The following is a 22,079-nucleotide window of genomic DNA, read 5'->3' on the forward strand; positions in this document are numbered from 1 at the left end:
AGGCAGTGGTCAGGCAGTGACGATGTGCAGGTGGGACAGGACCCAGGCGTTGAAGCGCTCGGGCTGTTCCTGGTTGGCCAGGTGACCGGCGTCCTTGACGATCACGTAGGCCGTCTTGTGCAGGCCGCCGGCGAGGACCTGGGAGGCCTCGACGCCGGTGGCCCGGTCGCGGTCGCCGCAGATCACGAGGGTGGGTGCGGTGACGGCGGACAGTTCGGGGCGCAGGTCCGCGCCCGCCATGGCCTCGGCGGCGTACCCGTAGCCGGGCAGCCGCACGGAGCCGGCCATGGTGTCGACGACTCGCTCGACGAGGGTTTCCGGTGCCAGGTCGGACACCAGGCGCGGCCCGCGCCGCTCGGCGAACGCGCGCGGCCCGAGCGAGGCCAACTCCTCGGCCCTGGCCCGCATCCCGGCGGCCTTCGCCTCGTCGGTGCCGGAACCCGCGCTGGAGTCGGCGACGATCAGCGAGTCGACGAGCGAAGGGTGCCGGGTCGCGAGCCGCAGGGCGATGACACCGCCCCACGAGACACCGAGGACGTGCGCCGAGGGGCCGTACGAGCGGATCAGCTCCGCCGCGGCGTCCGCGAACCCGTCGAGGTCCAACGGGCCTTCCGGATCGGCCGACTTGGCGTAGCCGGGCGCGTCCCAGGCGACGACCCGGGCGTACGGGGCGAGCTCTTCGAGCTGCGGCGCGAACGCGGCCGACGAGGAGCCGATCCCGTGCAGGCACAGCAGCAGGGGGCCTTCGGTACCCGCTTCTTCCACATGGATCGCGGTCACAGGATCTGCCCCGAACGCCCGGCGAGCGCGGCCACCGACCGCAGTACCGCGTACGGCACGACCTGGCTGGTCGCGGGGTTGCCCGGGTCGGGCCGGTGCGCGACCTCGAAGCGGTACGTGCCGTGCTCCCCGGACGCCTCGATCACGTGCCGGGTGCGCGTGGCCCCCGGATCGGCGACGACCTCGACCCGCACAGCGTCCAGGTCGCCGACGGCGAGGGCGACCGAGGCGGCCACGTTCGTCGACTTGGGGAACTTCACCGGAACGTCGCGCGCCGTGCCCGACATGACCACGACGGGCCCGGTCGCCGAGCGCATCCGGCCCAGCAACTCCTCGCCCATCCACGGCTGTTCGAGGGTGGAGGGCAGCTTCGTGGTGGTCAGCCGGACGTCCTCGATCGGCCCCAGGGCCCGCACGGCCTGGAGGAGGTCGAGGCCGCCGACGGCGCCGCCCGTGAAGTACACCCGGCCCGGCCCCGCGGCGAGCAGCCGCTTGGCCAGCTCGTCGTCGGTGAGGGCCCCGGTCGAGGCCACCAGCAGATCGGTGCCGGACGTGAGGACGTGCTCGCCCCACTCCCGTACGACACCCTGACCCGCCGCCTCGACGATCAGGTCGCAGCGCTCGATGGCCTCCTCGAAGGTCACCTGCGGCGCGGGCGCCGCCTCACCGAGCGGCCGGTTGTCGACGAGGCACGTCAGCTCGGCGCCCCGGACGTCCTGCCTGGCGAGCGCGGTGCCGACGACGCGGCCGATGGCGCCCCAGCCGACGAGTCCGACCTTCAGCGTGCTCATTTCCGTACTCCTTCCGGCAGGACCGGGGACTCCGGCGAACCGGCCATGTGACAGCGGATCTCCTTCGACGGCGCGCCCGCCGTGCCCCACAGGTCGGACAGCTCGGGCACCCGCCGCCACACCTTGGCGATCCACCGGTCCTCGACGATCTGCGCGACCTCGGACGTGTACTCGCAGACGAGCCCGGTCGGGTCGGTGAAGTACGAGAAGGTGTTGTTGCCGGGCCCGTGCCGCCCCGGGCCCCACTTCGGGACGATGCCGTGGTGGCGGAGCCGGCCGAGCCCGCGCATGAAGTGGTCGACCGAACTCATCTCGTACGCCACGTGGTTGAGGGACACCCACTCGGCCTGGTTGAACGCGATGCAGTGGTGGTCGGCGTTGCAGCGCAGGAACGCCATCTGATGCTCGGACCAGTCGGACACGCGCAGGCCGAGGACGTCGCAGTAGAAGGCGACGGCGGCGTCGATGTCGGGGGTGTTGAGCACCGCGTGCGTGACACCGACCGGCACCGCCGCCTGCTGCCCGCGCGGGGCGACCGCCCACGTCTCGGCGGACAGCTCGACGAGCCGGCCCTCGTGGTCGTGGAACCGCAGTCCGTAGCCGCCGCCGACCTGGTCGAGCGGTCCGGGCCCGGCTACCGGCACGATGCCGCGGGCCTCCAGGCGGCGCGCCGCCTCGTCGATCTCGGCGGGGGTGGCGACGGCGAACACGAGGCGGCCGAGGCCGGTGCGCTCGGAGCGGGTGAGCTGGAGGGCGTGGTGCTGCTGGCCGGTGCCGCGCAGCCAGCTCGCGCTGTGCTCGGACTCGACGACCTCCAGGCCCCACGCCTCCTCGTAGAAGTCGGTGGCCTCGGCGAACGAGGGGGTGAGCAGCTCGACGGAGCGCAGCGCGCGCAGCCGGGCGATCGGGGGACGGGATGGGTGGGGCATGCGGAACTCCGTTGCGGGGGTGGTCAGTTGGCCCAGGGGAGCGGGGCTTCGGACGTGCCCCAGTACAGGGACTTCTGGCGTTGGTAGGCGCGGATGGCGGCGCGTCCCTTCTCGGTGCCGAGGCCGCTGTCCTTCATCCCGCTGAACGGGGTGGACGCGCTGAACTGCTTGTACGTGTTGATCCACACGGTGCCCGCGTCGATTCGGCGGGCCAGGTTCCAGGCGGCCCGGTGGTCGCGGGTCCAGATCCCGCAGGCGAGGCCGTACACGGAGTCGTTGGCCTGGCGGACCAGGTCGTCCTCGTCGTCGTAGGGGAGGACCACCAGGACCGGGCCGAAGATCTCCTCCTGGCAGGTCCGGGAGCCGTTCGCGAGGCCGGCGAGGACGGTGGGCAGGTAGTACGCGCCGTCCTCGTACGCGGGGCCCTCGGGCGCCGCGCCGCCGCACAGCACCTCGGCGCCCTCGGAGCGGGCGAGGTCGACGTAGGCGGCGACCGAGTCGCGGTGCTTGTGGTGGACGAGCGGGCCGACCTGGGTGTCGGGATCGGTGCCGGGTCCGACCCGCAACGTCCGTACGCGGGATACGAGTTCACCGACGAACGACTCGTACAGCGACGCGTGCACGAACAGGCGCGAACCCGCGATGCATGACTGCCCGCTGGACGAGAAGATCCCGAACATCACGCCCGCGAGGGCCTGTTCGACGTCCGCGTCGGCCCGCACGATCGTCGGCGACTTGCCGCCCAGCTCCAGGGAGGCCGGGGTCAGCTTGCGCGCGGCGATCCCGGCGATGGAGCGGCCGGTCTCGGTGCCGCCGGTGAAGCCGATCCGGCCGACCAGTGGGTGCTTGACGACGGCGTCGCCGACGACCCGGCCGCTGCCCGGGAGAACCGACAACAGGGCGGTGGGCAGGCCGAGTTCGGTGAGGGCCCGCGTGATGATCCGGCCGAGCTTCAGGGAGACCAGCGGGGTCCAGGCGGCCGGCTTGAGCAGCACCGCGTTGCCCGCGGCCAGGGCGGGCGCGATCTTCTGCGCGTCGCTGGCGACCGGCGAGTTCCACGGGTTGATCGCCCCGACCACGCCGATCGGCTCGTGCACGCTCATCGTGACGTACGGGCCGCGCGAGGGGGTGATCGCCTCCTCGGCGGTCTCCAGGGTCGCGGCCAGGTAGCGGAAGGTGCCGGCCGCGCTGAGCGCGAGCGCCTTCGTCTCGGTGAGGGTCTTGCCGGTGTCGGCGGTCTGCGTCGCGGCCAGCTCGTCGGCGCTCTCCTCCGTCAACTCCGCGATGCGGTAGAGGAGTCGGGCCCGCTGATGGGGGAGCAGCTCGCGCCAGGCCGGGTCCGCGGCGGCCGCTGCCGCAGCCCGCGCGGCCTCGTCGACCTCTTCGGCGGACGCGGTGTGCAGCGTGGCGAGCACCTGTCCGGTGGCGGGGTCGACCGTGTCGAGCGGGGCACCGGAGCCGCGTCGCCACTGGCCCGCGACAAGGATTTCGGTGGGGTGCTGAGGCACGGCGGGACCTCCGGCGGATCGGGGTGGATTTGCTCAGGCGCTAGAAATCTAAGCGCTTAAATGTTTCTCCGCAAGGGTTCGACGCGGGACGAGTTGAGGATCGCCAAACCTCCACATCCCTAAGCGCCTAACCATTGACCGCTTAGGAGTTGGCTTCTAGTGTCGCCGCATTCACCTTGCGGAAGGACCCCTCCCATGACGACTGTGGCTGGTCAACAGGCCCACGGCTCGATCGCGGCCAGACTCGAACGACTGCCGCACTCCCGCTGGCACGTCAAGGTGCGCTTCCTGATCGGCGCCGTGACGTTCTTCGAGGCCTTCGACCAGCTCCTGGCCGCCTCCGCACTGCCCGTCCTGATCAAGGACTGGCACCTGAGCACGGGGCAGGCGACCTTCGCGGTCACCACCGGATCGGTCGGCATGCTGCTCGGCGCGCTGGTCGCCGGCTGGCTGGGGGACCGGATCGGCCGGGTGCGCACGGTGGCGCTCGGCGTCGCGATCACCGGCCTCGCCAGCCTCGCCGTCGCCACGTCGAACGGGATCGAGCTGTTCTCGCTCTTCCGCTTCGTCCAGGGGCTCGGCATCGGCGGCGTCGTCCCGGTCGCGGCCACGTACATCAACGAGATCTCCCGCTCCGACAAGCGCGGTCGCTTCGTCCTGCTCTACGAGATGATCTTCCCGGCGGGGCTCGCGGCCGCCAGCCTCGTCGCGGTGTGGGTCGTGCCGAACCTGGGCTGGCGCGCGATGTTCGTGCTCGGCGCGCTGCCCGTCCTGATCGCCGTGGCGCTGCCCAAGCATGTCGCCGAGTCGCCGCGCTGGCTGCTCTCCCAGGGGCGTCTGGAGGAGGCCGAGCAGGTCATCGTCCGGATCGAGGGCGAGGTCGAGCGGGCCGTCGCCGAACCGCTGCCGGAGCCCGGACCGGCGCCCGTGGCGGAGACCGGGCGGGGCCGCCTTCGCGACCTGTTCACCGGCCGCTATCTGCGCCGCACCGCCGTCCTGTCCGGCCTCTGGTTCGTCGCGTACTACGTCAACCACGGCATTTCGACGTGGCTGCCCTCGCTCTACACCAAGAACTTCGGCCTCGACCTGACGACCGCGCTGGTCTACACGCTGCTCAGCAACATCACCGGCCTGGTAGGCACCTTCGTCGTCGCGCTCGTCATCGACCGGATCGGGCGACGCCCCGCGCTGGTCGCCGCGCTCGGCGGCACGGCGCTCACCCTCGGGATCCTGGCCATGGTCGGGGTGACATCGGGGATCCAGGTCGCCCTCTTCGCGTCCTGCACGACGTTCTTCGTCTACGCGATCAACGCGGGCCTCTACCTCTACTCGCCGGAGCTGTACCCGACGCGGAACCGGGCCACCGGCGCGGCTTTCGGCGGCCTGTGGAACCGGCTCGGCGTCATCCTCGGCCCGATCACGGTCGGCGCGATCATCGGCTCCGGCGCCGGACTCGGCCTGGTCTTCGCGCAGTTGGCGGCCGTGGCACTCGTGGGCGCGGTGATCGCCCTGTTCGCGGTGGAGACGAAGGGGAAGACCCTGGAGGAACTCAACTCGTAGCGGGCGGCGGGACTGCCGGGGCGCCGGGGCCCGGCGGGTCCGTGAGGGCTTCGCCCAGTGTCCCCAACAGGTGCCGCAGGGCCCGCCGCTCGTCCGGCCGCAGCCCGTCGAGGAGCTCCCGCTCACCCGCCGTGCGCTCCTGGGCCACCTGGTCGACCAGGGCCCGCCCCGCCTCGCTCAGCCGCAGATGCACGATCCGCCGGTCCCGGTCGTCCCGCTCCCGCTCGATGAGCCCGGCCCGCGCCAGCCGGTCCGCGTGCTGGGTCACCCCGCCGGCCCTGACCGCACCGGCCGCCGCGAGCTCGCCCATGGTGCGGCGGTGCGGGGCGGGGGCGCGGCGCAGCTCGGCGAGCAGGTCGAAGGCGGCGAGGCCGATGCCGTGCCGCTTGACGACGCGGCCGATCAGAGTACGGTAGCGGGCCGCGCAGTCGGTGAGGGCGGCGAAGACGCGGGTGTCGGCGTCGGTGGCCGGGGAGTCCCCGGGCCGCGACGGCTTGTCGGCCCCCTCAGCGGGCGTGCCGATCGCCGTGGCCAGTACGTCCGCGAGCAGCGGTTCCAGGTCGGCCGTCGGTACCGAGCGGGCCGGCTCGTGCGCGAACAGATAGCGCTCCATGATGACGCCGAACAGGACGCTGCGGATCATGCCGATCCGGGCCACCGCATCGGGACCGTCGCCGAGCACACCCCGCAGGGGTCCGGTCACCAGGCGCTCCAGGAGCTCGCTCAACTGTTCCGCGCTGGGCGGGTGGTTGAGCGCCGAGCGGATCAGCGCTGCCAGCGGGTCCCGCGCGGAGAGCCGGTCCCAGCGGTCGAGGTAGGAGTGGGCGAGGGCCCCCGGGAGACCCGCCGGATCGTTGCCCGCCTCGTCGAGCAGGGCGGCCGTGACGCCGGTGCCCTCGCCGACGACGGCGCGGAAGAGCCCGTCCTTGGACCCGAAGTACGCCATGACGAGGCCGGGTGTCACCCCGGCCTCCGTGGCGATCGCCCGGATGCCGACGCCTTGGTACCCGTGGGCCGCGAACAGCCGCCGGGCCGCTTCGAGCACGGCCCTCCGGTTCCCCTCGGGGTCGTGGGAGCGGCCGCGCCGCCTCTCCTGCGTCTCGTGCTGTGCGTCCACGGCCCAACAGTAGTCGAGCCCGAGGACGGGCAGGCTTATGCACGGGTGTTCAAAACGATTCCCGTTGAAAATACTGGTATGCACGAAGCTCTTGCCAAGAAGGTACTTCACGATCAATCATTTCAGGCCTTAGGTATACCCGCACGGCTCGTCCGATCCGAGAGGCCTGGTGGCAGACGGTTTGAAACCGACACCCTTCGACTACAGCGCCCCGCGCTCCGTCCCGGAGGCGCTCGCCCTGCTCGCCGACGAGGACCGCGAGCCCAAGGTCGTCGCCGGCGGCCAGTCACTGATCCCGATGCTGAGCATGCGGCTCGCCCGCCCCGGCCTCCTCGTCGACATCACGCGCATCCCCGGTCTCGGAGGGCTCTCCGTCGACGCGTCGGGCGCGTTGCGCGTCGGCGCCGCCGTCCGGCAGTCCGCCGCGGCCGCCGACCCGCGGCTCCGCGCCGGCTGGCCGCTGCTCGCCGCCGCGATCGGTCACATCGGGCACCCGCAGATCCGCGCCCGCGGCACCGTCTGCGGCAGCCTCGTCCACCACGACCCGGCGGCCGAACTCCCCACCGCGGCCGTGGCGTTGGACGCCCGCTTCGTCATCGCCGGACCGGCGGGGGAGCGCACCGTCGGAGCCGAGGAGTTCTTCGTCGCCACCTTCCAGACCGCCGTGGAACCGGACGAACTCCTCACCGAGGTCGTGTTCCCGGCCCGCCGCGGCGGCTGGGCCTTCGAGGAACTGACCCGCAGGCACGGCGACTTCGCCACGGTCGGCGTCGCCGTCCTGCTGGAACGCTCGGGTGACACGGTGAGCGCGGCCCGTGTCGTCTTCTGCGGCGCGGGACCCACCCCGGTCCGGCTGCCCGCCGCCGAAGCGGCGCTGACCGGCACCGACGCGGGCCCGGCCGCCCTCGACGCCGCGCGCGAGGCCGCCCTCGCGCACCTCTCCCCTTCCGACGACGTCCACGCCACGGCCGCGTACCGCCGCGAGGCCGCCGCCCACCTCCTCGCCCGCGCCTGCACCACCGCATGGGAGCGCATCCGATGACCGCCACGACACCCCGACCCGCACCCACGCCCGTTCGGACACCGCCGCTCGCCGAACCCTCCGGCTGGCACGAGATCCGGCTCACCGTGAACGGCGAACCCGTCGCCGCCCAGGTCGAATCGCGGCTGCTGCTCAGCGACTTCCTGCGCGACCGGCTCCGGCTCACCGGTACGCACGTCGGCTGCGAGCACGGCGTGTGCGGCGCCTGCACCGTGCTCGTCGACGGCACCCCCGTCCGCTCCTGCCTCACACTCGCCGTGCAGTGCGAGGGCGCCGAACTGCGCACCGTCGAGGGGCTCGCCCCGGGGGACGCGCCGCTCACCCCGGTGCAGGAGGCCTTCCACGCGTGCCACGGCATGCAGTGCGGCTTCTGCACCCCCGGCTTCCTCATGACGGCGACGGCCCTGACCGAACAGGACGAGCCGCCCGACGACACGGAGGTCGCCGACGCGCTCAGCGGCCACCTCTGCCGCTGCACCGGCTACCGGGGCATCCGCCGCGCGCTCGGCCGGGCCCTCGACGAGACGTACGACACCCGCGACGCGCACGACACCCGCCACGCCACCGACGCACCGCGAGGGAAGTGACCCCCATGACCGCCCCCTGGATCGGCCGCCCCGTCCCCCGCGTCGAGGACGACCGCCTGCTGCGCGGCAACGGCCGCTACGTCGACGACATCGAGCTGCCCGGCGCCGCCGAGGCCGCCGTCCTGCGCAGCCCGCACGCCCACGCCCGCATCGAATCGGTCGACGTGAGTGCCGCGCTCGAAGCCCCCGGCGTCCTCGCCGTCTGGACGGGCGCCGACGTCGCCCACCTCGCGCCGCTCCTGAACAAGGAGGAACTGCGCACCCCGCCGCGCCTCGCCGAACTCCTCGCCCCGCGCGTCGCCACGACCCCGATGTCGCTGCTCGCCACCGACAAGGTCCACTACGTCGGCCAGCCCGTCGCCGTCGTCCTCGCCGACAGCCGCTACCTCGCTGAGGACGCCCTCGAACTCGTCGACGTCCGCTACGCGCCGCTGCCCGTCCTCGTCGACCCGGACCGCGCCCTCGCGGACGACGCCCCGCTGCTGCACGACGACCTGCCGGACAACACGGCGGTCGCCGTCACCGCCCAAGTGGGCGACCCCGACGGCGCGTTCGCCGGTGCGCACACGGTCATCAGCGAGGAGTTCCGGGCACACCGCTATGTCGCCTCGCCCATCGAGACCCGCGCCGTCGCCGCCCGCGTCGACCCCTACAGCGGCGACCTCACCGTCTGGTCCAACACCCAGACCCCGCACCGCGTCCGCGAGTCCATCGCCCACACCCTCGGCCTCGACGCCGAATCCGTCCGCGTCATCGCCACCGACGTCGGCGGCGGCTTCGGCCAGAAGGGCATCCTCTACGTAGAGGAAATGCTGATCCCGTACGCGGCACACAAGTTGGGCTGCCCCGTCGTCTGGTGCGAGGACCGAAACGAGAACCTCACGGCCGCCTCGCACGCCCGCGAACAGATCCACCGCATCGAACTCGCCGCCGACGCCGACGGAAAACTCCTCGCCGTACGCGACCGGATCACCGTCAACTTCGGCGCGTACAACATGACCGGCCTCGTCGTCCCGTACAACTCGCTCTGCCACCTCCTCGGCCCCTACCGGATCCCGAACGTCGACATCGACGTCGTCGGCGTCCTCACCAACACCGCCTTCGCCACGCCCTACCGGGGAGCCGGTCGGCCCGAGACGGTGTTCGCGATGGAGCGCGCCATGGACCGGCTCGCCGCACAACTGGGCCTCGACCCGGCCGAGTTGAGGGCGCGCAACCTCATCGGCCCCGACGACATGCCGTACGCGACCGGCCTCGTCGACCGCTCCGGCAACCCCCAGTCGTACGACTCCGGTGACTTCCCCGAACTCCTGCGCCGGGCCCGCGCCAAGGTGGACACCGCTCGTCGCGAACCGGCCGAAGGCAAGCACATCGGCGTCGGCTACGCCATGTACATCGAGGCCACCGGGCTCGGCCCGTTCGAGACCGCGCGCATCGACATCGCCCCCAGCGGCCGTGTCAAACTCGCCATCGGCGCGCCCTCGCAGGGTCAGGGCCACCGCACCTCCATGGCGCAGATCGCCGCCGACGCGCTCGGCGTCCCGCTCGACGTCATCGACGTGGTCGGCGGCGACACCGACAGGACCCCGTTCGGCGTCGGCACCATCGCCAGCCGCGCCCTCGTCAACGCGGGCAACGCCACCCACCGCGCCGGGAAACTCGTACGCGAGAAGGCCATCGACGCCGCCGCCCGCCGGCTCTCCGTCCCGGCCGCCGAACTCACCCTCGAAGACGGCGTGTTCACTACGAAGACGCCCGAAGGGCCGACCCTCACCCTCGCCGAACTCGTGGGCCGCGCCCCGCTCCCCGGCACCCCCGAACCCACCGACGGCCGGTACGGCACCGAGCTCAGCGAGACCGTCCACTTCCGACCGCCCGGCTTCGCCGTCGCCAGCGGGGCACACGCCGCGGTCGTCGAAGTCGACGAGCACACCGGCGAGTTGGAGGTCCTCCAGTACGTCGTCGTCCACGACGCCGGCGTCATCGTCAACCCGCTGATCGCCGAGGGTCAGGTCACCGGAGGCATCGCCCAGGGCATCGGCGGCGCCCTCTACGAGGAGATGATCTACGGCCCCGACGGCCAGCCCCGCACCGGCACGTACATGGACTACCTCGTGCCCACCTCCTCCGAGATCCCCGACCTCGACATGGACGAGATCCACTCGCCGAGCCCCATGAACGACCTCGGCGTGAAGGGCCTCGGCGAGGGCGGCGCCATCGCCCCGCAGGCCGTCCTCGCGAACGCCGTCGAGGACGCGCTGCGCCCCTTCGGCGTCGTCGTCCGCCGCGGCCCGCTCTCGCCCAGCCGCATCCGCGACCTGCTGCGCGACGCCCCCGCCGCCACCCACTGACCCCGACCGAAAGAACCGACCATGCAGCTCGACCACACCTTCACCGTCCCGGCCGCGCCCGACGACGCCTGGAAGCTCTGCCACGACCTCGGCCGCGTCGCCCCGTGCATGCCGGGCGCGGTCCTCGACACCCTCGACGGCGACACCTTCACAGGACGCGTGAAGGTCAAGGTCGGCGCGGTGCAGATGAGTTACCGCGGCGAGGGCACGGTGACCCGCGACGATGCCGCCCGCAGCATGCACCTCGACCTGAGCGGCAGCGAGACCCGCGGCGCCGGGACCGCCGCCGCGACCGTCACCGCCGAACTCGTCCCCGACCCCGCCGGCACCCGCGTCCGCGTCCGCACCGACCTCGACATCACGGGTCGCCCCGCCCAGTTCGGGCGCGGCATCATGACCGAGGTGGGCGACCGCATCGTGGGCCAGTTCGCCGAACGCCTCGAGCAGTTGCTGAGCGCGCCGCAGCCGGCGCCGGACGGCCCGGCCGCGGGGGTGCCCGTCGAGCCGGAGGCCGTCGACCTCGGCGCCGCCGCGCTGCCGGTCCTCCTGAAGAAGGCCGCGGCGCCGGCCGCGGCCCTGCTCGTCGCCGTGGTCCTGGTCCGCGTCCTGCGCCGCCGCGGGCACTGACCTCCCCGGTCCCCGCCGTGATCGCTTCAGGGGTAGAATTTTCAGGGGCGTACGACCTCCCGCCCCGCCCGGGAGCTGCACGAGGGGACGTAGGGGACGGGGATGACCGAGCGGAAGACGACGCGGCAGGACGCCGTGACACAGATCGTGGCGGACTGGGCGCGCGAGCGGCCCGAGCTGGACACGAGCCCGCTGGAAGTGCTGGCGCGACTGCACCGCTCCTTCCTGCGCTACAACACGCGGCTGAACGCCTCGATCGAGCGGCACGGTCTGTCCGTCGCCGGATTCGACGTGCTGACCGCGCTGCGCCGGGCGGGAGCGCCGTACCGGCTGACCGCGGGGCGGCTCGCCGATTCGGGCCTCGTCTCCTCGGCCGGCGTCACGCTGCGCATGGACCGCCTGGAGAAGGACGGCCTGATCGTGCGCGAGCGCGACGCGGACGACCGCCGCGTCGTCTACTCCCGCCTCACCGACGAGGGCCTCGCCAAGGTCGACGCGGTCTTCACCGAGCACCTCGACAACGAACGCCGCATGCTGGCAGGGGTCTCCCCGTCGGAGCGCCGCCAACTCGCCCGTCTGCTCGGCAAGTTGGAGCGCTCCATCGTCGACTCGGACGACCTGGGCGACACGGACGACTGAGCGGGCCGGGCGCGTCGGAGGAAGGGGTCGGGTTCACTCCAGGCGGCTGCGCACCGCGGCGGACAGGCGGTCCACCACGACGATCAGGACCAGCACGAGCGGCTCCAGCCCGACGGCCGTGACGAAGATCAGGGCGAAGACGACGTCTGGCACGGCCCGCAGGAAGGACAGAACCGACCGCGCGCCCTGGTACACCCACACCGAAGGGGCCGTCCCGCGCGCGGCGAGCGCGTGGCCGGCATGTGAACGGGAGCATGCGAAAGGGGCGGCTCCCCCCGTGGGAGCCGCCCCTCAAGTCGCCCGCGTCAGGGCCTACTTCTTGTCGAGCAGGTCCTGCACCTTCGCCCGCACGTCGTCCGTGGCCAGGCCACGGATCGTCAGCGTCGTCCGGCGCCGCAGCACGTCGTCCTGCGTCTCGGCCCACTCGTTGTCGCGGGCGTACACGACCTGCGCCCAGATCTCCGGCGCGTCCGGGTGGACGCGCTCGGCGAGCTCCGGGTTCTCGTTGGCGAGCCGGGCGATGTCGAAGGACAGCGAACCGTAGTGCGTCGCCAGGTGCTTGGCGGTGTCGGCGCCCATGCGCGGACCGGGCGCCGGGCTGTCCACGAGGAGGCGGTGCGCGACGGCGCGCGGGTTGGCGACACCCGGCAGCGGCAGCTTCTTCGGCAGGTCGCTGATCCGCTCGAAGTCGTCACCGAGCGGGTGACCCGGCAGCGACTCCAGCTTCTGCATGACCGTGCGGCCGATGTGCCGGAACGTCGTCCACTTGCCGCCCGCGACGGACAGCATGCCGCCCTTGCCCTCGGAGACGACCGTCTCGCGCTTCGCCTTCGACGTGTCACCGGGACCGCCCGGCAGCACCCGCAGACCCGCGAACGAGTACGTGATCAGGTCCCGCTTCAACTGCTGGTCGCGGACCGAGAACGCGGCCTCGTCGAGGATCTGGTCGACGTCCTTCTCGGTGACCGACACGTCCGCCGGGTCACCCTCGTACTCCTCGTCGGTCGTGCCGAGCAGCAGCATGTCCTCCCAGGGGAGGGCGAAGGTGATGCGGTACTTGTCGATGGGCGTCGCGAGCGCGGCCTTCCACTGCGAGGTCCGCTTGAGGACCAGGTGGGCACCCTTCGACAACCGAATCGAAGGCGCCGAGTTCGGGTCCTCCATCTTGCGCAGGTGGTCGACCCAGGGCCCGGTCGCGTTCAGCACCAGGCGGGCGTTGACCCCGAACTCGTCCCCGCTCGTGCGGTCCTTGAGCTCGGCGCCGGTGACCCGGCCGTTCGTGAAGCGCAAACCGGTGACCTCGGAGTGGTTGAGGACGACGGCGCCCGCGTCGACGGCCGCGCGGACCGTCATGAGCGCCATCCGCGCGTCGTTCATCTGGTCGTCGCCGTACACGGCCACGGCCTTCAGGTTGTCCGTACGCAGCTCGGGAACGTCCTGCTGCGCCTTGGCGGGGGAGAGCAGGTGCCCGACCCCGTCACCGAACGCGGACAGCGCCGAGTACGCGAAGACGCCCGCGCCCAGCTTGGCCGCGCCGTGCGGGCCGCCCTTGTAGACGGGCAGGTAGAAGGTCAGCGGGTTGGCGAGGTGCGGGGCCACGTTGCGGGACACCGCACGCCGCTCGAAGTGGTTCTCCGCGACCAGCTTCACCGCGCCGGTCTGCAGGTAGCGCAGGCCGCCGTGGAGCAGCTTGGAGGACGCGGAGGACGTGGCGCCGGCGAAGTCGCCGGCGTCGACCAGGGCCACCCTGAGACCGGACTGCGCCGCGTGCCAGGCAGTGGAGATGCCCAGGATGCCGCCGCCGATGACCAGGAGGTCGTACGTCGCCTTGGAAAGCTGCTCGCGGGTCTCGGCGCGGCTCGGGTTGGAACCGGCGACCGGGTGCGTTCCGAGGGCAGGCACGGTCTGCAGGGTGGACTGGGTACTCATGGTGGGGTGTTACTCCTCGACAGAGCTGTCTTCGAGCCAGCCCATGGACCGCTCCACGGCCTTGAGCCAGCTCTTGTACTCACGGTCGCGGGTGGCCGCGTCCATGCGGGGGGTCCACTCGGCGGCCCGGCGCCAGTTGGCGCGGAGCTCGTCGGTGTTGGACCAGAAGCCGACGGCGAGACCGGCGGCGTAAGCGGCGCCGAGGCAGGTCGTCTCGGCGACCATCGGGCGCACCACAGGGGCGTCCAGGAAGTCCGAGAGGGTCTGCATCAGCAGGTTGTTGGAGGTCATGCCGCCGTCGACCTTGAGCGCGGTCAGCTCGACGCCGGAGTCCTTCGTCATGGCGTCGGTGATCTCGCGGGTCTGCCAGGCGGTGGCCTCGAGGACGGCGCGCGCGAGGTGCGCCTTGGTGACGTAGCGGGTCAGGCCCGCGATGACACCGCGCGCGTCGGAGCGCCAGTACGGGGCGAACAGGCCGGAGAAGGCGGGCACGAAGTACGCGCCGCCGTTGTCCTCGACCGAGGACGCGAGCGTCTCGATCTCGGCGGCCGACTTGATCAGACCCATCTGGTCGCGCATCCACTGCACCAGGGAGCCCGTGACGGCGATCGAGCCCTCGAGCGCGTAGACCGGCTTCTGGTCGCCGATCTGGTAGCCGACCGTGGTCAGCAGCCCGGAGTACGAGTTGATGGCCTTGTCGGCGGTGTTCATCAGCATGAAGGTGCCGGTGCCGTACGTGGACTTGGCCTCGCCCTCGGCGAAACAGGTCTGGCCGAACAGGGCCGCCTGCTGGTCACCGAGCGCCGAGGCGACCGGGATGCCGCCGAGCAGGTCGCCCAGCTTGCCGCCGGTGACCTCGCCGTAGACCTCGGCGGAGGAGTGGATCTCCGGGAGCATCGACATCGGGACGCCGATGGAGGAGCAGATCCGCTCGTCCCACTGCATCTCGTGCAGGTTCATCAGCATCGTGCGGGAGGCGTTGGTGACGTCGGTGTAGTGCTTGCCGCCGTTGACACCGCCCGTCAGGTTCCAGATGACCCAGGTGTCCATCGTGCCGAAGAGGATGTCGCCGCGCTCCGCGCGCTCGCGCAGCCCCTCGACGTTGTCGAGCAGCCAGCGGGCCTTCGGACCGGCGAAGTACGACGCGAGCGGCAGGCCGGTCTCGCGGCGGAAGCGGTCCTGGCCGACGTTGCGGCCGAGCTCCTTGCAGAGCGCGTCGGTGCGGGTGTCCTGCCAGACGATGGCGTTGTGGACGGGCTCGCCGGTGTTCTTGTCCCAGAGCAGCGTCGTCTCACGCTGGTTGGTGATGCCGATGGCCTTGATGTCGTCGCGGGTGATGCCGGCCTTGGTGACGGCCCCGGCGACGACCTCCTGGACGTTCGTCCAGATCTCGTTCGCGTCGTGCTCGACCCAGCCCGGCTTCGGGAAGATCTGCTCGTGCTCCTTCTGGTCGACGGAGACGATCCGGCCGTCCTTGTCGAACACGATGCAGCGGCTGGACGTGGTGCCCTGGTCGATCGCCGCGATGAAGGGGCCTGTGGTGTGTGCGTCGGTCACGGTGTGCTCCTCGTGGTGCGTGGTCGGTGGTCTCGGTGGGCGTCGCTCAGAACAGCTTGTAGATCAAGCCGGCGAGGGCGCCGCCGATGAGCGGGCCGACGACCGGCACCCAGGCGTACGACCAGTCCGAACCACCCTTGTTGGGCAGCGGGAGGAGCGCGTGGATGATGCGCGGGCCGAGGTCACGGACCGGGTTGATGGCGTAGCCCGTGGGGCCACCGAGGGAGAGACCGATGCTGACGACGACGAGCGAGGTGATCAGGGCGCCGATGACGCCGAGGCCGTTGCCGTTGTCGTTGAGGCCCTGCGTGAGGATCGCCAGGACGAGCACGACCGTGGCGATGATCTCGGTGAGGAGGTTCTGCGCGAGGTTGCGGATCTCCGGTCCTGTGGAGAAGACGCCGAGCACGGGGCCCGCCTCGGGCGCGGCCTTCGGGTCGACGAGACCCTCGTCATCGTCGGTGCCGTTGTGCGCGGCGAGGACCTCGCGGTCGGTGAGGTGGGCATGGAACTGCCCGTAGTACGCGAGCCAGACCAGGACGGCACCGATCATGGCGCCGAGGAGCTGGGAGCCCAGGTAGAGCGGTACGTCGCTCCACTTGGTGCCGCCCTCGATGGCCAGACCGATGGTGACCGCGGGGTTCAGGTGGGCGCCGGAGACACCACTGGAGATGTAGGCACCGGTCAGGACCGCGAAGCCCCAGCCGAACGCGATGGCGACCCAGCCGGCGTTGAACGCCTTGGAGCGCTTGAAAGTGACGGCGGCGCACACGCCTCCGCCGAGCAAAACGAGAACGGCGGTACCGATGGTCTCGCCGAGGAAGATGTCGTGGCTGGACACCCGCGACTCCTTTGTCCTTCGTCCAGGGGAAAACCCGAGTAACGAACCTCCCGGGTCCCTTTCCGGTGGTCCGAGCCCTCAGGCGAGGGTCGGGTCCGGTCTGGCCTGTTGACACTCTAACGCGTATTGCCGGTAGGTGTTCGACAATGCCGACCGATGGACGCGAGTCTCGCTCTGTGGTTCCCGGCTCGTCAAGGGATCTTTTATCGAATGCGCGATCGTTATTGATCGCCTGCGGTTATCGGCCCGCCGTTGTGGGGCGACGGGCCGGAGGGCGTTCAACGATGGTCACTCGGATCGGTGCGGCCTGCACCTTGAGCCCGCCGGTGGCGGCTCAGAAGCGGCTGGCGCCCAAATCGCGGGAGACGGCGCGGGCGCAGTCACGCACGGCCGCGATCAGCTCGGGACGCAGCCCGCCCGAACTCGCGCCGCCGCCCTGCTCGGGGTCCTTGCAGACACGCTCGACCGCGCCGGTGATGCCCACCGCGCCCACCGGCATCCGGTGCCGGTCGTGGATCGGGGCCGCGACCGAGGCCACGCCCTCCCAGGTCTCCTCGACGTCGGCGGCGTACCCGCGCGCCCGGGTGAGGTCGAACATCGCCTCCAGGGTGGACGGGTCGCACACCGTGTGCGCCGTGAAGTCCTTGCGCTCGGCCTCCAGGGCCTCGCTGTGCGCCACCGGGTCGTACGCGGAGAGCACCTTGCCGAGGGCCGTGGAGTGCAGCGGGTGCATCGCGCCGACCTCCAGGACCTGCCGGCTGTCGTCGGGCCGGAAGACGTGGTGCACGATCAGCACGCCCTGCTGGTGCAGTACGCCGAGGTAGACCGCCTCGCCGCTGGAGCGGGCGAGGTCGTCCGTCCACACCAGGGCGCGCGCCCGCAGCTCGTGCACGTCCAGATAGCTGTTGCCGAGGCGCAGCAGCTCGGCGCCCAACTGGTAGCGCCCCGAGGCGGAGTCCTGCTCCACGAAGCCCTCGGCCTGAAGGGTGCGCAGGATGCCGTGGGCCGTGCCCTTCGCGAGGCCGAGCGCGGCGGCGATGTCCGAGAGGCCGAGCCGCCGCTCGCCGCCCGCGAGCAACCGGAGCATGGCCGCGGCCCGTTCGAGCGACTGGATGTTGCGTGCCATCGCAGTCCCTTCCTCCCTCGGTTCTTCTCGCTGCTGCTTCGCACTGACAGTCGGCAGAGTGATCGCCATGCAACGTTCGGCAATGCTGAACAGTATCGGTCGTTGCCGACCTCGGGCGAGCGCGGCGTGCGCCAATATTTCCACCGGTTGCTTCCGGCCACGACACGCGCACGCCGTTCCGGCTTGTGGACGTCACCACGACGGGACCATCGTCCCCGTTACCCTGACCGGGTGCGCCTTCAGGGAGTGGAGCCGCAAAGCCGACAGCCGTCGCACCTCTGGGAGAACTTTCATGGCCTCGTTGCCAACGCCCGCATCCGATCCCCGCGCCCGTGTGGACGCCCTCCGAGAAGCCCTCGCCACCCGCGTCGTGGTGGCCGACGGAGCGATGGGCACCATGCTGCAGGCGCAGGACCCGACCCTCGAGGACTTCGAGAACCTCGAGGGCTGCAACGAGATCCTCAACCTGACCCGGCCCGACATCGTGCGCTCCGTGCACGAGGAGTACTACGCCGTGGGCGTGGACTGCGTCGAGACGAACACGTTCGGCGCGAACCACACGGCGGCGAGCGAGTACGACATCGCCCACCGCATCCACGAGCTGTCCGAGTCCGGTGCCCGCCTCGCCCGCGAGGTCGCCGACGAGTTCGCGGCCAAGGACGGCCGCCAGCGCTGGGTGCTCGGCTCCATCGGCCCCGGCACCAAGCTGCCCTCGCTCGGGCACATCGACTACGCCACGATCCGTGACGGCTACCAGAAGAACGCCGAGGGCCTGCTCGCGGGCGGCGCCGACGCGCTGATCGTCGAGACCACGCAGGACCTGCTGCAGACCAAGTCCAGCCTCATCGGCGCCCGCCGCGCGATGGACGCCCTCGGCGTCTCCGTCCCGCTGGTCTGCTCGCTCGCCTTCGAGACCACCGGCGTGATGCTGCTCGGCTCCGAGATCGGCGCCGCGCTCACCGCCCTCGAACCGCTCGGCATCGACCTCATCGGCCTCAACTGCTCCACGGGCCCCGCCGAGATGAGCGAGCACCTGCGCTACCTCGCCCGCCACTCGTCGACGCCGCTGATGTGCATGCCCAACGCCGGCCTGCCCGTCCTCACCAGCGACGGCGCGCACTTCCCGCTGACCCCGCCGGAGATGGCCGACGCCCACGAGACGTTCGTCCGCGACTTCGGCCTCCAGCTGATCGGCGGCTGCTGCGGCTCGACGCCCGAGCACCTGCGCCAGGTCGTCGAGCGCGTTCGCGGCACCGAGCCCACCGAGCGCACCCCGCAGCCCGAGCCGGGCGCCGCCTCGCTCTACCAGACGGTCCCGTTCCGCCAGGACACCGCGTACATGGCGATCGGCGAGCGCACCAACGCCAACGGCTCGAAGAAGTTCCGCGAGGCCATGCTGGAGGCCCGCTGGGACGACTGCGTGGAGATGGCCCGCGACCAGATCCGCGAGGGCGCGCACATGCTCGACCTGTGCGTCGACTACGTGGGTCGCGACGGCGTCGCCGACATGAAGGAACTGGCGGGCCGTTTCGCGACCGCCTCCACGCTGCCCCTCGTCCTGGACTCGACCGAAGTCGACGTCATCCAGGCCGGGTTGGAGAAGCTCGGCGGCCGCGCGGTCATCAACTCCGTGAACTACGAGGACGGGGACGGCCCCGAGTCCCGCTTCGCGAAGGTCACCAAGCTGGCGCAGGAGCACGGCGCCGCGCTGATCGCGCTGACCATCGACGAGGAGGGCCAGGCCCGCACCCCCGAGCACAAGGTCCAGATCGCCGAGCGGCTGATCGACGACCTCACCGGGAACTGGGGCATCCGCGAGTCCGACATCCTCATCGACTGCCTGACGTTCACGATCTGCACCGGTCAGGAGGAGTCCCGCAAGGACGGCATCGCCACCATCGAGGCGATCCGCGAACTCAAGCGCCGCCACCCGGACGTGCAGACGACGCTCGGCCTCTCCAACATCTCCTTCGGCCTCAACCCGGCCGCCCGTATCGTCCTCAACTCGGTCTTCCTCGACGAGTGCGTGAAGGCGGGCCTGGACTCGGCGATCGTGCACGCCTCCAAGATCCTGCCGATCGCCCGGTTCGACGAGGAGCAGGTGACCACCGCCCTCGACCTGATCTACGACCGGCGCTCCGAGGGCTACGACCCGCTGCAGAAGCTGATGGCGCTCTTCGAGGGCGCCACCGCGAAGTCCCTCAAGGCCGGCAAGGCCGAGGAACTGGCGGCCCTCCCGCTGGAGGAGCGCCTCAAGGCCCGCATCATCGACGGCGAGAAGAACGGCCTGGAGAGCGACCTCGACGACGCGCTGGAGACCCGGCCCGCCCTCGACATCGTCAACGACACGCTCCTGGAGGGCATGAAGGTCGTCGGCGAACTGTTCGGATCCGGCCAGATGCAGCTGCCGTTCGTGCTCCAGTCCGCCGAGGTCATGAAGAACGCGGTGGCCTACCTGGAGCCGCACATGGAGAAGTCCGACTCGGAGGGCAAGGGCACCATCGTGCTCGCCACCGTCCGCGGCGACGTCCACGACATCGGCAAGAACCTCGTCGACATCATCCTGTCCAACAACGGCTACAACGTGGTCAACCTGGGCATCAAGCAGCCCGTCTCCGCGATCCTCGACGCGGCCGCCGAGCACAAGGCCGACGTCATCGGCATGTCGGGCCTCCTCGTCAAGTCGACCGTGATCATGAAGGAGAACCTTCAGGAGCTCAACCAGCGCAAGATGGCCGCCGACTACCCGGTGATCCTCGGCGGCGCCGCCCTCACCCGCGCGTACGTCGAGCAGGACCTGCACGAGATCTACGAGGGCGAAGTCCGCTACGCCCGCGACGCGTTCGAGGGCCTGCGCCTGATGGACGCGCTCATCGGCGTCAAGCGCGGCGTGCCCGGCGCGGTACTGCCGGAGCTCAAGCAGCGCCGGGTCCCCAAGCGCGACGTGGTGATCGAGGAGGAGGTCGACGAGGGCCCGGTGCGCTCCGACGTCGCCGTCGACAACCGGGTCCCCGAGCCGCCGTTCTGGGGCACCCGCGTCATCAAGGGCATCCAGCTCAAGGAGTACGCGTCCTGGCTGGACGAGGGCGCCCTCTTCAAGGGCCAGTGGGGCCTGCGCCAGGCCCGCACCGGCGACGGACCCTCGTACGAGGAGCTGGTGGAGTCCGAGGGCCGCCCGCGGCTGCGCGGCTGGCTCGACAAGCTGCACACGGACAACATGCTCGAAGCGGCCGTCGTGCACGGCTACTTCCCGTGCGTGTCCAAGGGCGAGGACCTGATCATCCTCGACGACGCGGGCAACGAGCGGACCCGGTTCACCTTCCCGCGCCAGCGCCGCGGCCGCCGCCTGTGCCTCGCGGACTTCTTCCGCCCTGAGGAGTCCGGCGAGACCGATGTCGTCGGCCTCCAGGTCGTCACCGTCGGCTCGCGGATCGGTGAGGAGACGGCGAAGCTGTTCGCGTCCGACTCCTACCGCGACTACCTCGAACTGCACGGCCTGTCCGTGCAGTTGGCCGAGGCCCTCGCCGAGTACTGGCACGCCAGGACCCGCGCCGAACTGGGCTTCGCGGGCGAGGACCCGGCCGACATGGAGGACATGTTCGCCCTGAAGTACCGGGGCGCCCGCTTCTCCCTCGGCTACGGCGCCTGCCCGAACCTGGAGGACCGCGCGAAGATCGCCGACCTCCTGGAGCCGGAGCGGATCGGCGTCCAGCTCAGCGAGGAGTTCCAGCTCCACCCCGAGCAGTCCACCGACGCGATCGTCATCCACCACCCAGAGGCGAAGTACTTCAACGCGCGTTAATCAGGACCAGTCGTACACTGGTCGGTCCAGCGCAGGCCGGTTGCCCTTGAGCTCGAAAAGGGGCAACCGGCCTCTTCGTCCCTCATGGAGGTGTACGGATGACCAGTACGGTCCCCGCACTCGGTACCCGAACGGCCGAAGGCTCCACGCTCCAGGCCGTGCTCCTCGACATGGACGGAACACTCGTCGACACCGAGGGATTCTGGTGGGACGCCGAAGTGGCCGTCTTCGCCGAACTCGGCCACACCCTCGACGACTCCTGGCGCCATGTCGTCGTAGGCGGGCCCATGACCCGCAGCGCCGGCTTCCTCATCGAGGCCACCGGCGCCGACATCACGCTGCCCGAGCTGACCGTGCTGCTCAACGACGGCTTCGAGAAGCGCATCAGCAGCTCCCTGCCCCTGATGCCGGGGGCCGCGAGACTCCTCGCCGAACTCGCCGCGCACGACGTGCCGGCGGCGCTCGTCTCCGCCTCCCACCGCCGCATCATCGACCGCGTCCTGCACTCGCTCGGCGCGGACAACTTCCGCCTCACCGTCGCCGGTGACGAAGTCTCACGGACCAAGCCGCACCCCGAGCCGTACCTCCTCGCCGCAGCGGGCCTCGGCGCCGACCCCGCCCGCTGCGCCGTCATCGAGGACACCGCCACCGGCGTCACCTCGGCCGAGGCGGCCGGCTGCCAGGTCGTCGCCGTGCCTTCCGTGTCACCGATCGAGCCCGCGCCCCGGCGCACCGTCGTCCGCTCCCTGGAACACGTCAACGTGCCTTTCCTCCAAGGGCTCATGACGTCCTGAAGCCCTCCGGGTGGCTGAATAGGTACGCACGACAAGCTCGTCGAGCGTGTGAGCTTTCCCACTTTCCCCGGGGTCGACAGCCCGTCGGGCACATGCTGC

General features: G+C 71.2%; 17 protein-coding genes. 8 read left to right on the forward strand and 9 right to left on the reverse strand.

What is annotated here, in order from left to right; genetic code table 11:
- Nucleotides 1–9: 9 nt before the first annotated feature.
- From ACP4E5_RS35090 to ACP4E5_RS35105, 4 genes are read right to left on the reverse strand one after another with little or no spacing between them, the layout of a single operon-like run.
- Entirely contained in the window at nucleotides 10–780 is a 771-nt protein-coding gene (locus ACP4E5_RS35090; RefSeq protein ID WP_425835858.1) for an alpha/beta fold hydrolase, read from the reverse strand.
- The gene (locus ACP4E5_RS35095) at nucleotides 777–1,571 is read right to left on the reverse strand and encodes an aspartate dehydrogenase domain-containing protein (RefSeq protein ID WP_425835860.1); all 795 of its coding nucleotides are present in this window, start codon (nucleotides 1,569–1,571) and stop codon (nucleotides 777–779) included. The genes ACP4E5_RS35090 and ACP4E5_RS35095 overlap by 4 nt, the downstream gene beginning before the upstream one ends.
- On the reverse strand, nucleotides 1,568–2,500 hold the full coding sequence (locus ACP4E5_RS35100; protein WP_425835862.1) for a VOC family protein: 933 nt from the start codon (nucleotides 2,498–2,500) through the stop codon (nucleotides 1,568–1,570). The genes ACP4E5_RS35095 and ACP4E5_RS35100 overlap by 4 nt, the downstream gene beginning before the upstream one ends.
- 23 nt (nucleotides 2,501–2,523) lie before the next feature.
- Entirely contained in the window at nucleotides 2,524–4,008 is a 1,485-nt protein-coding gene (locus tag ACP4E5_RS35105) for an aldehyde dehydrogenase (RefSeq protein ID WP_425835864.1), read from the reverse strand.
- A gap of 195 nt (nucleotides 4,009–4,203) precedes the next feature.
- On the opposite strand from ACP4E5_RS35105, the gene ACP4E5_RS35110 reads away from it, so the two are divergent.
- Nucleotides 4,204–5,568 (forward strand): MFS transporter, encoded by a 1,365-nt coding sequence (locus tag ACP4E5_RS35110; protein WP_425835866.1) that lies wholly within the window; start codon nucleotides 4,204–4,206, stop codon nucleotides 5,566–5,568.
- On the opposite strand, the gene ACP4E5_RS35115 is transcribed toward ACP4E5_RS35110, so the two are convergent.
- Entirely contained in the window at nucleotides 5,558–6,685 is a 1,128-nt protein-coding gene (locus ACP4E5_RS35115) for a TetR/AcrR family transcriptional regulator (RefSeq protein WP_425835868.1), read from the reverse strand. The two genes, ACP4E5_RS35110 and ACP4E5_RS35115, sit on opposite strands and share 11 nt — an antisense overlap.
- Before the next feature lie 181 nt (nucleotides 6,686–6,866).
- Here ACP4E5_RS35115 and ACP4E5_RS35120 point away from each other — a divergent pair, with 181 nt between their 5' ends.
- The 5 genes from ACP4E5_RS35120 to ACP4E5_RS35140 all read left to right on the forward strand — a co-directional run bounded on the left by ACP4E5_RS35120 (nucleotide 6,867) and on the right by ACP4E5_RS35140 (nucleotide 11,931).
- On the forward strand, nucleotides 6,867–7,727 hold the full coding sequence (locus ACP4E5_RS35120; RefSeq protein WP_425835870.1) for an FAD binding domain-containing protein: 861 nt from the start codon (nucleotides 6,867–6,869) through the stop codon (nucleotides 7,725–7,727).
- Nucleotides 7,724–8,314 (forward strand): (2Fe-2S)-binding protein, encoded by a 591-nt coding sequence (locus tag ACP4E5_RS35125; protein WP_425835872.1) that lies wholly within the window; start codon nucleotides 7,724–7,726, stop codon nucleotides 8,312–8,314. Before ACP4E5_RS35120 ends, ACP4E5_RS35125 begins: the two co-directional genes overlap by 4 nt.
- A gap of 5 nt (nucleotides 8,315–8,319) precedes the next feature.
- Nucleotides 8,320–10,665: a xanthine dehydrogenase family protein molybdopterin-binding subunit gene (locus tag ACP4E5_RS35130; protein ID WP_425835874.1), complete on the forward strand. Its 2,346-nt coding sequence runs from the start codon at nucleotides 8,320–8,322 to the stop codon at nucleotides 10,663–10,665.
- A gap of 21 nt (nucleotides 10,666–10,686) precedes the next feature.
- Nucleotides 10,687–11,292, forward strand: a complete 606-nt coding sequence (locus tag ACP4E5_RS35135; protein ID WP_425835876.1) for an SRPBCC family protein — start codon at nucleotides 10,687–10,689, stop codon at nucleotides 11,290–11,292.
- Between the two features lie 102 nt (nucleotides 11,293–11,394).
- Nucleotides 11,395–11,931: a MarR family winged helix-turn-helix transcriptional regulator gene (locus ACP4E5_RS35140; protein ID WP_425835878.1), complete on the forward strand. Its 537-nt coding sequence runs from the start codon at nucleotides 11,395–11,397 to the stop codon at nucleotides 11,929–11,931.
- Between the two features lie 312 nt (nucleotides 11,932–12,243).
- On the opposite strand, the gene ACP4E5_RS35145 is transcribed toward ACP4E5_RS35140, so the two are convergent.
- The 4 genes from ACP4E5_RS35145 to ACP4E5_RS35160 all read right to left on the reverse strand — a co-directional run bounded on the left by ACP4E5_RS35145 (nucleotide 12,244) and on the right by ACP4E5_RS35160 (nucleotide 17,384).
- Nucleotides 12,244–13,860, reverse strand: coding sequence for a glycerol-3-phosphate dehydrogenase/oxidase (locus ACP4E5_RS35145; RefSeq protein ID WP_425835880.1), 1,617 nt, complete (start codon nucleotides 13,858–13,860; stop codon nucleotides 12,244–12,246).
- Between the two features lie 9 nt (nucleotides 13,861–13,869).
- Nucleotides 13,870–15,417 carry a glycerol kinase GlpK gene (gene glpK / locus ACP4E5_RS35150; protein WP_425835882.1) on the reverse strand — a complete coding sequence of 516 codons (1,548 nt, stop codon included), beginning with the start codon at nucleotides 15,415–15,417 and terminating at the stop codon, nucleotides 13,870–13,872.
- A 46-nt stretch (nucleotides 15,418–15,463) separates the two neighbouring features.
- Nucleotides 15,464–16,258, reverse strand: a complete 795-nt coding sequence (locus ACP4E5_RS35155; RefSeq protein ID WP_425835884.1) for an MIP/aquaporin family protein — start codon at nucleotides 16,256–16,258, stop codon at nucleotides 15,464–15,466.
- A gap of 334 nt (nucleotides 16,259–16,592) precedes the next feature.
- The gene (locus ACP4E5_RS35160) at nucleotides 16,593–17,384 is read right to left on the reverse strand and encodes an IclR family transcriptional regulator (protein ID WP_425835886.1); all 792 of its coding nucleotides are present in this window, start codon (nucleotides 17,382–17,384) and stop codon (nucleotides 16,593–16,595) included.
- 292 nt (nucleotides 17,385–17,676) lie between these two features.
- Here ACP4E5_RS35160 and metH point away from each other — a divergent pair, with 292 nt between their 5' ends.
- Both metH and ACP4E5_RS35170 read left to right on the forward strand, forming a co-directional pair.
- The gene (gene metH / locus ACP4E5_RS35165) at nucleotides 17,677–21,186 is read left to right on the forward strand and encodes a methionine synthase (protein WP_425835888.1); all 3,510 of its coding nucleotides are present in this window, start codon (nucleotides 17,677–17,679) and stop codon (nucleotides 21,184–21,186) included.
- Between the two features lie 98 nt (nucleotides 21,187–21,284).
- Entirely contained in the window at nucleotides 21,285–21,980 is a 696-nt protein-coding gene (locus ACP4E5_RS35170; protein WP_425835890.1) for an HAD family hydrolase, read from the forward strand.
- The last annotated feature ends 99 nt before the right edge of the window (nucleotides 21,981–22,079 follow it).

It is taken from the genome of Streptomyces fractus (genome assembly GCF_049844455.1).
GTDB lineage: Bacteria > Actinomycetota > Actinomycetes > Streptomycetales > Streptomycetaceae > Streptomyces > Streptomyces fractus.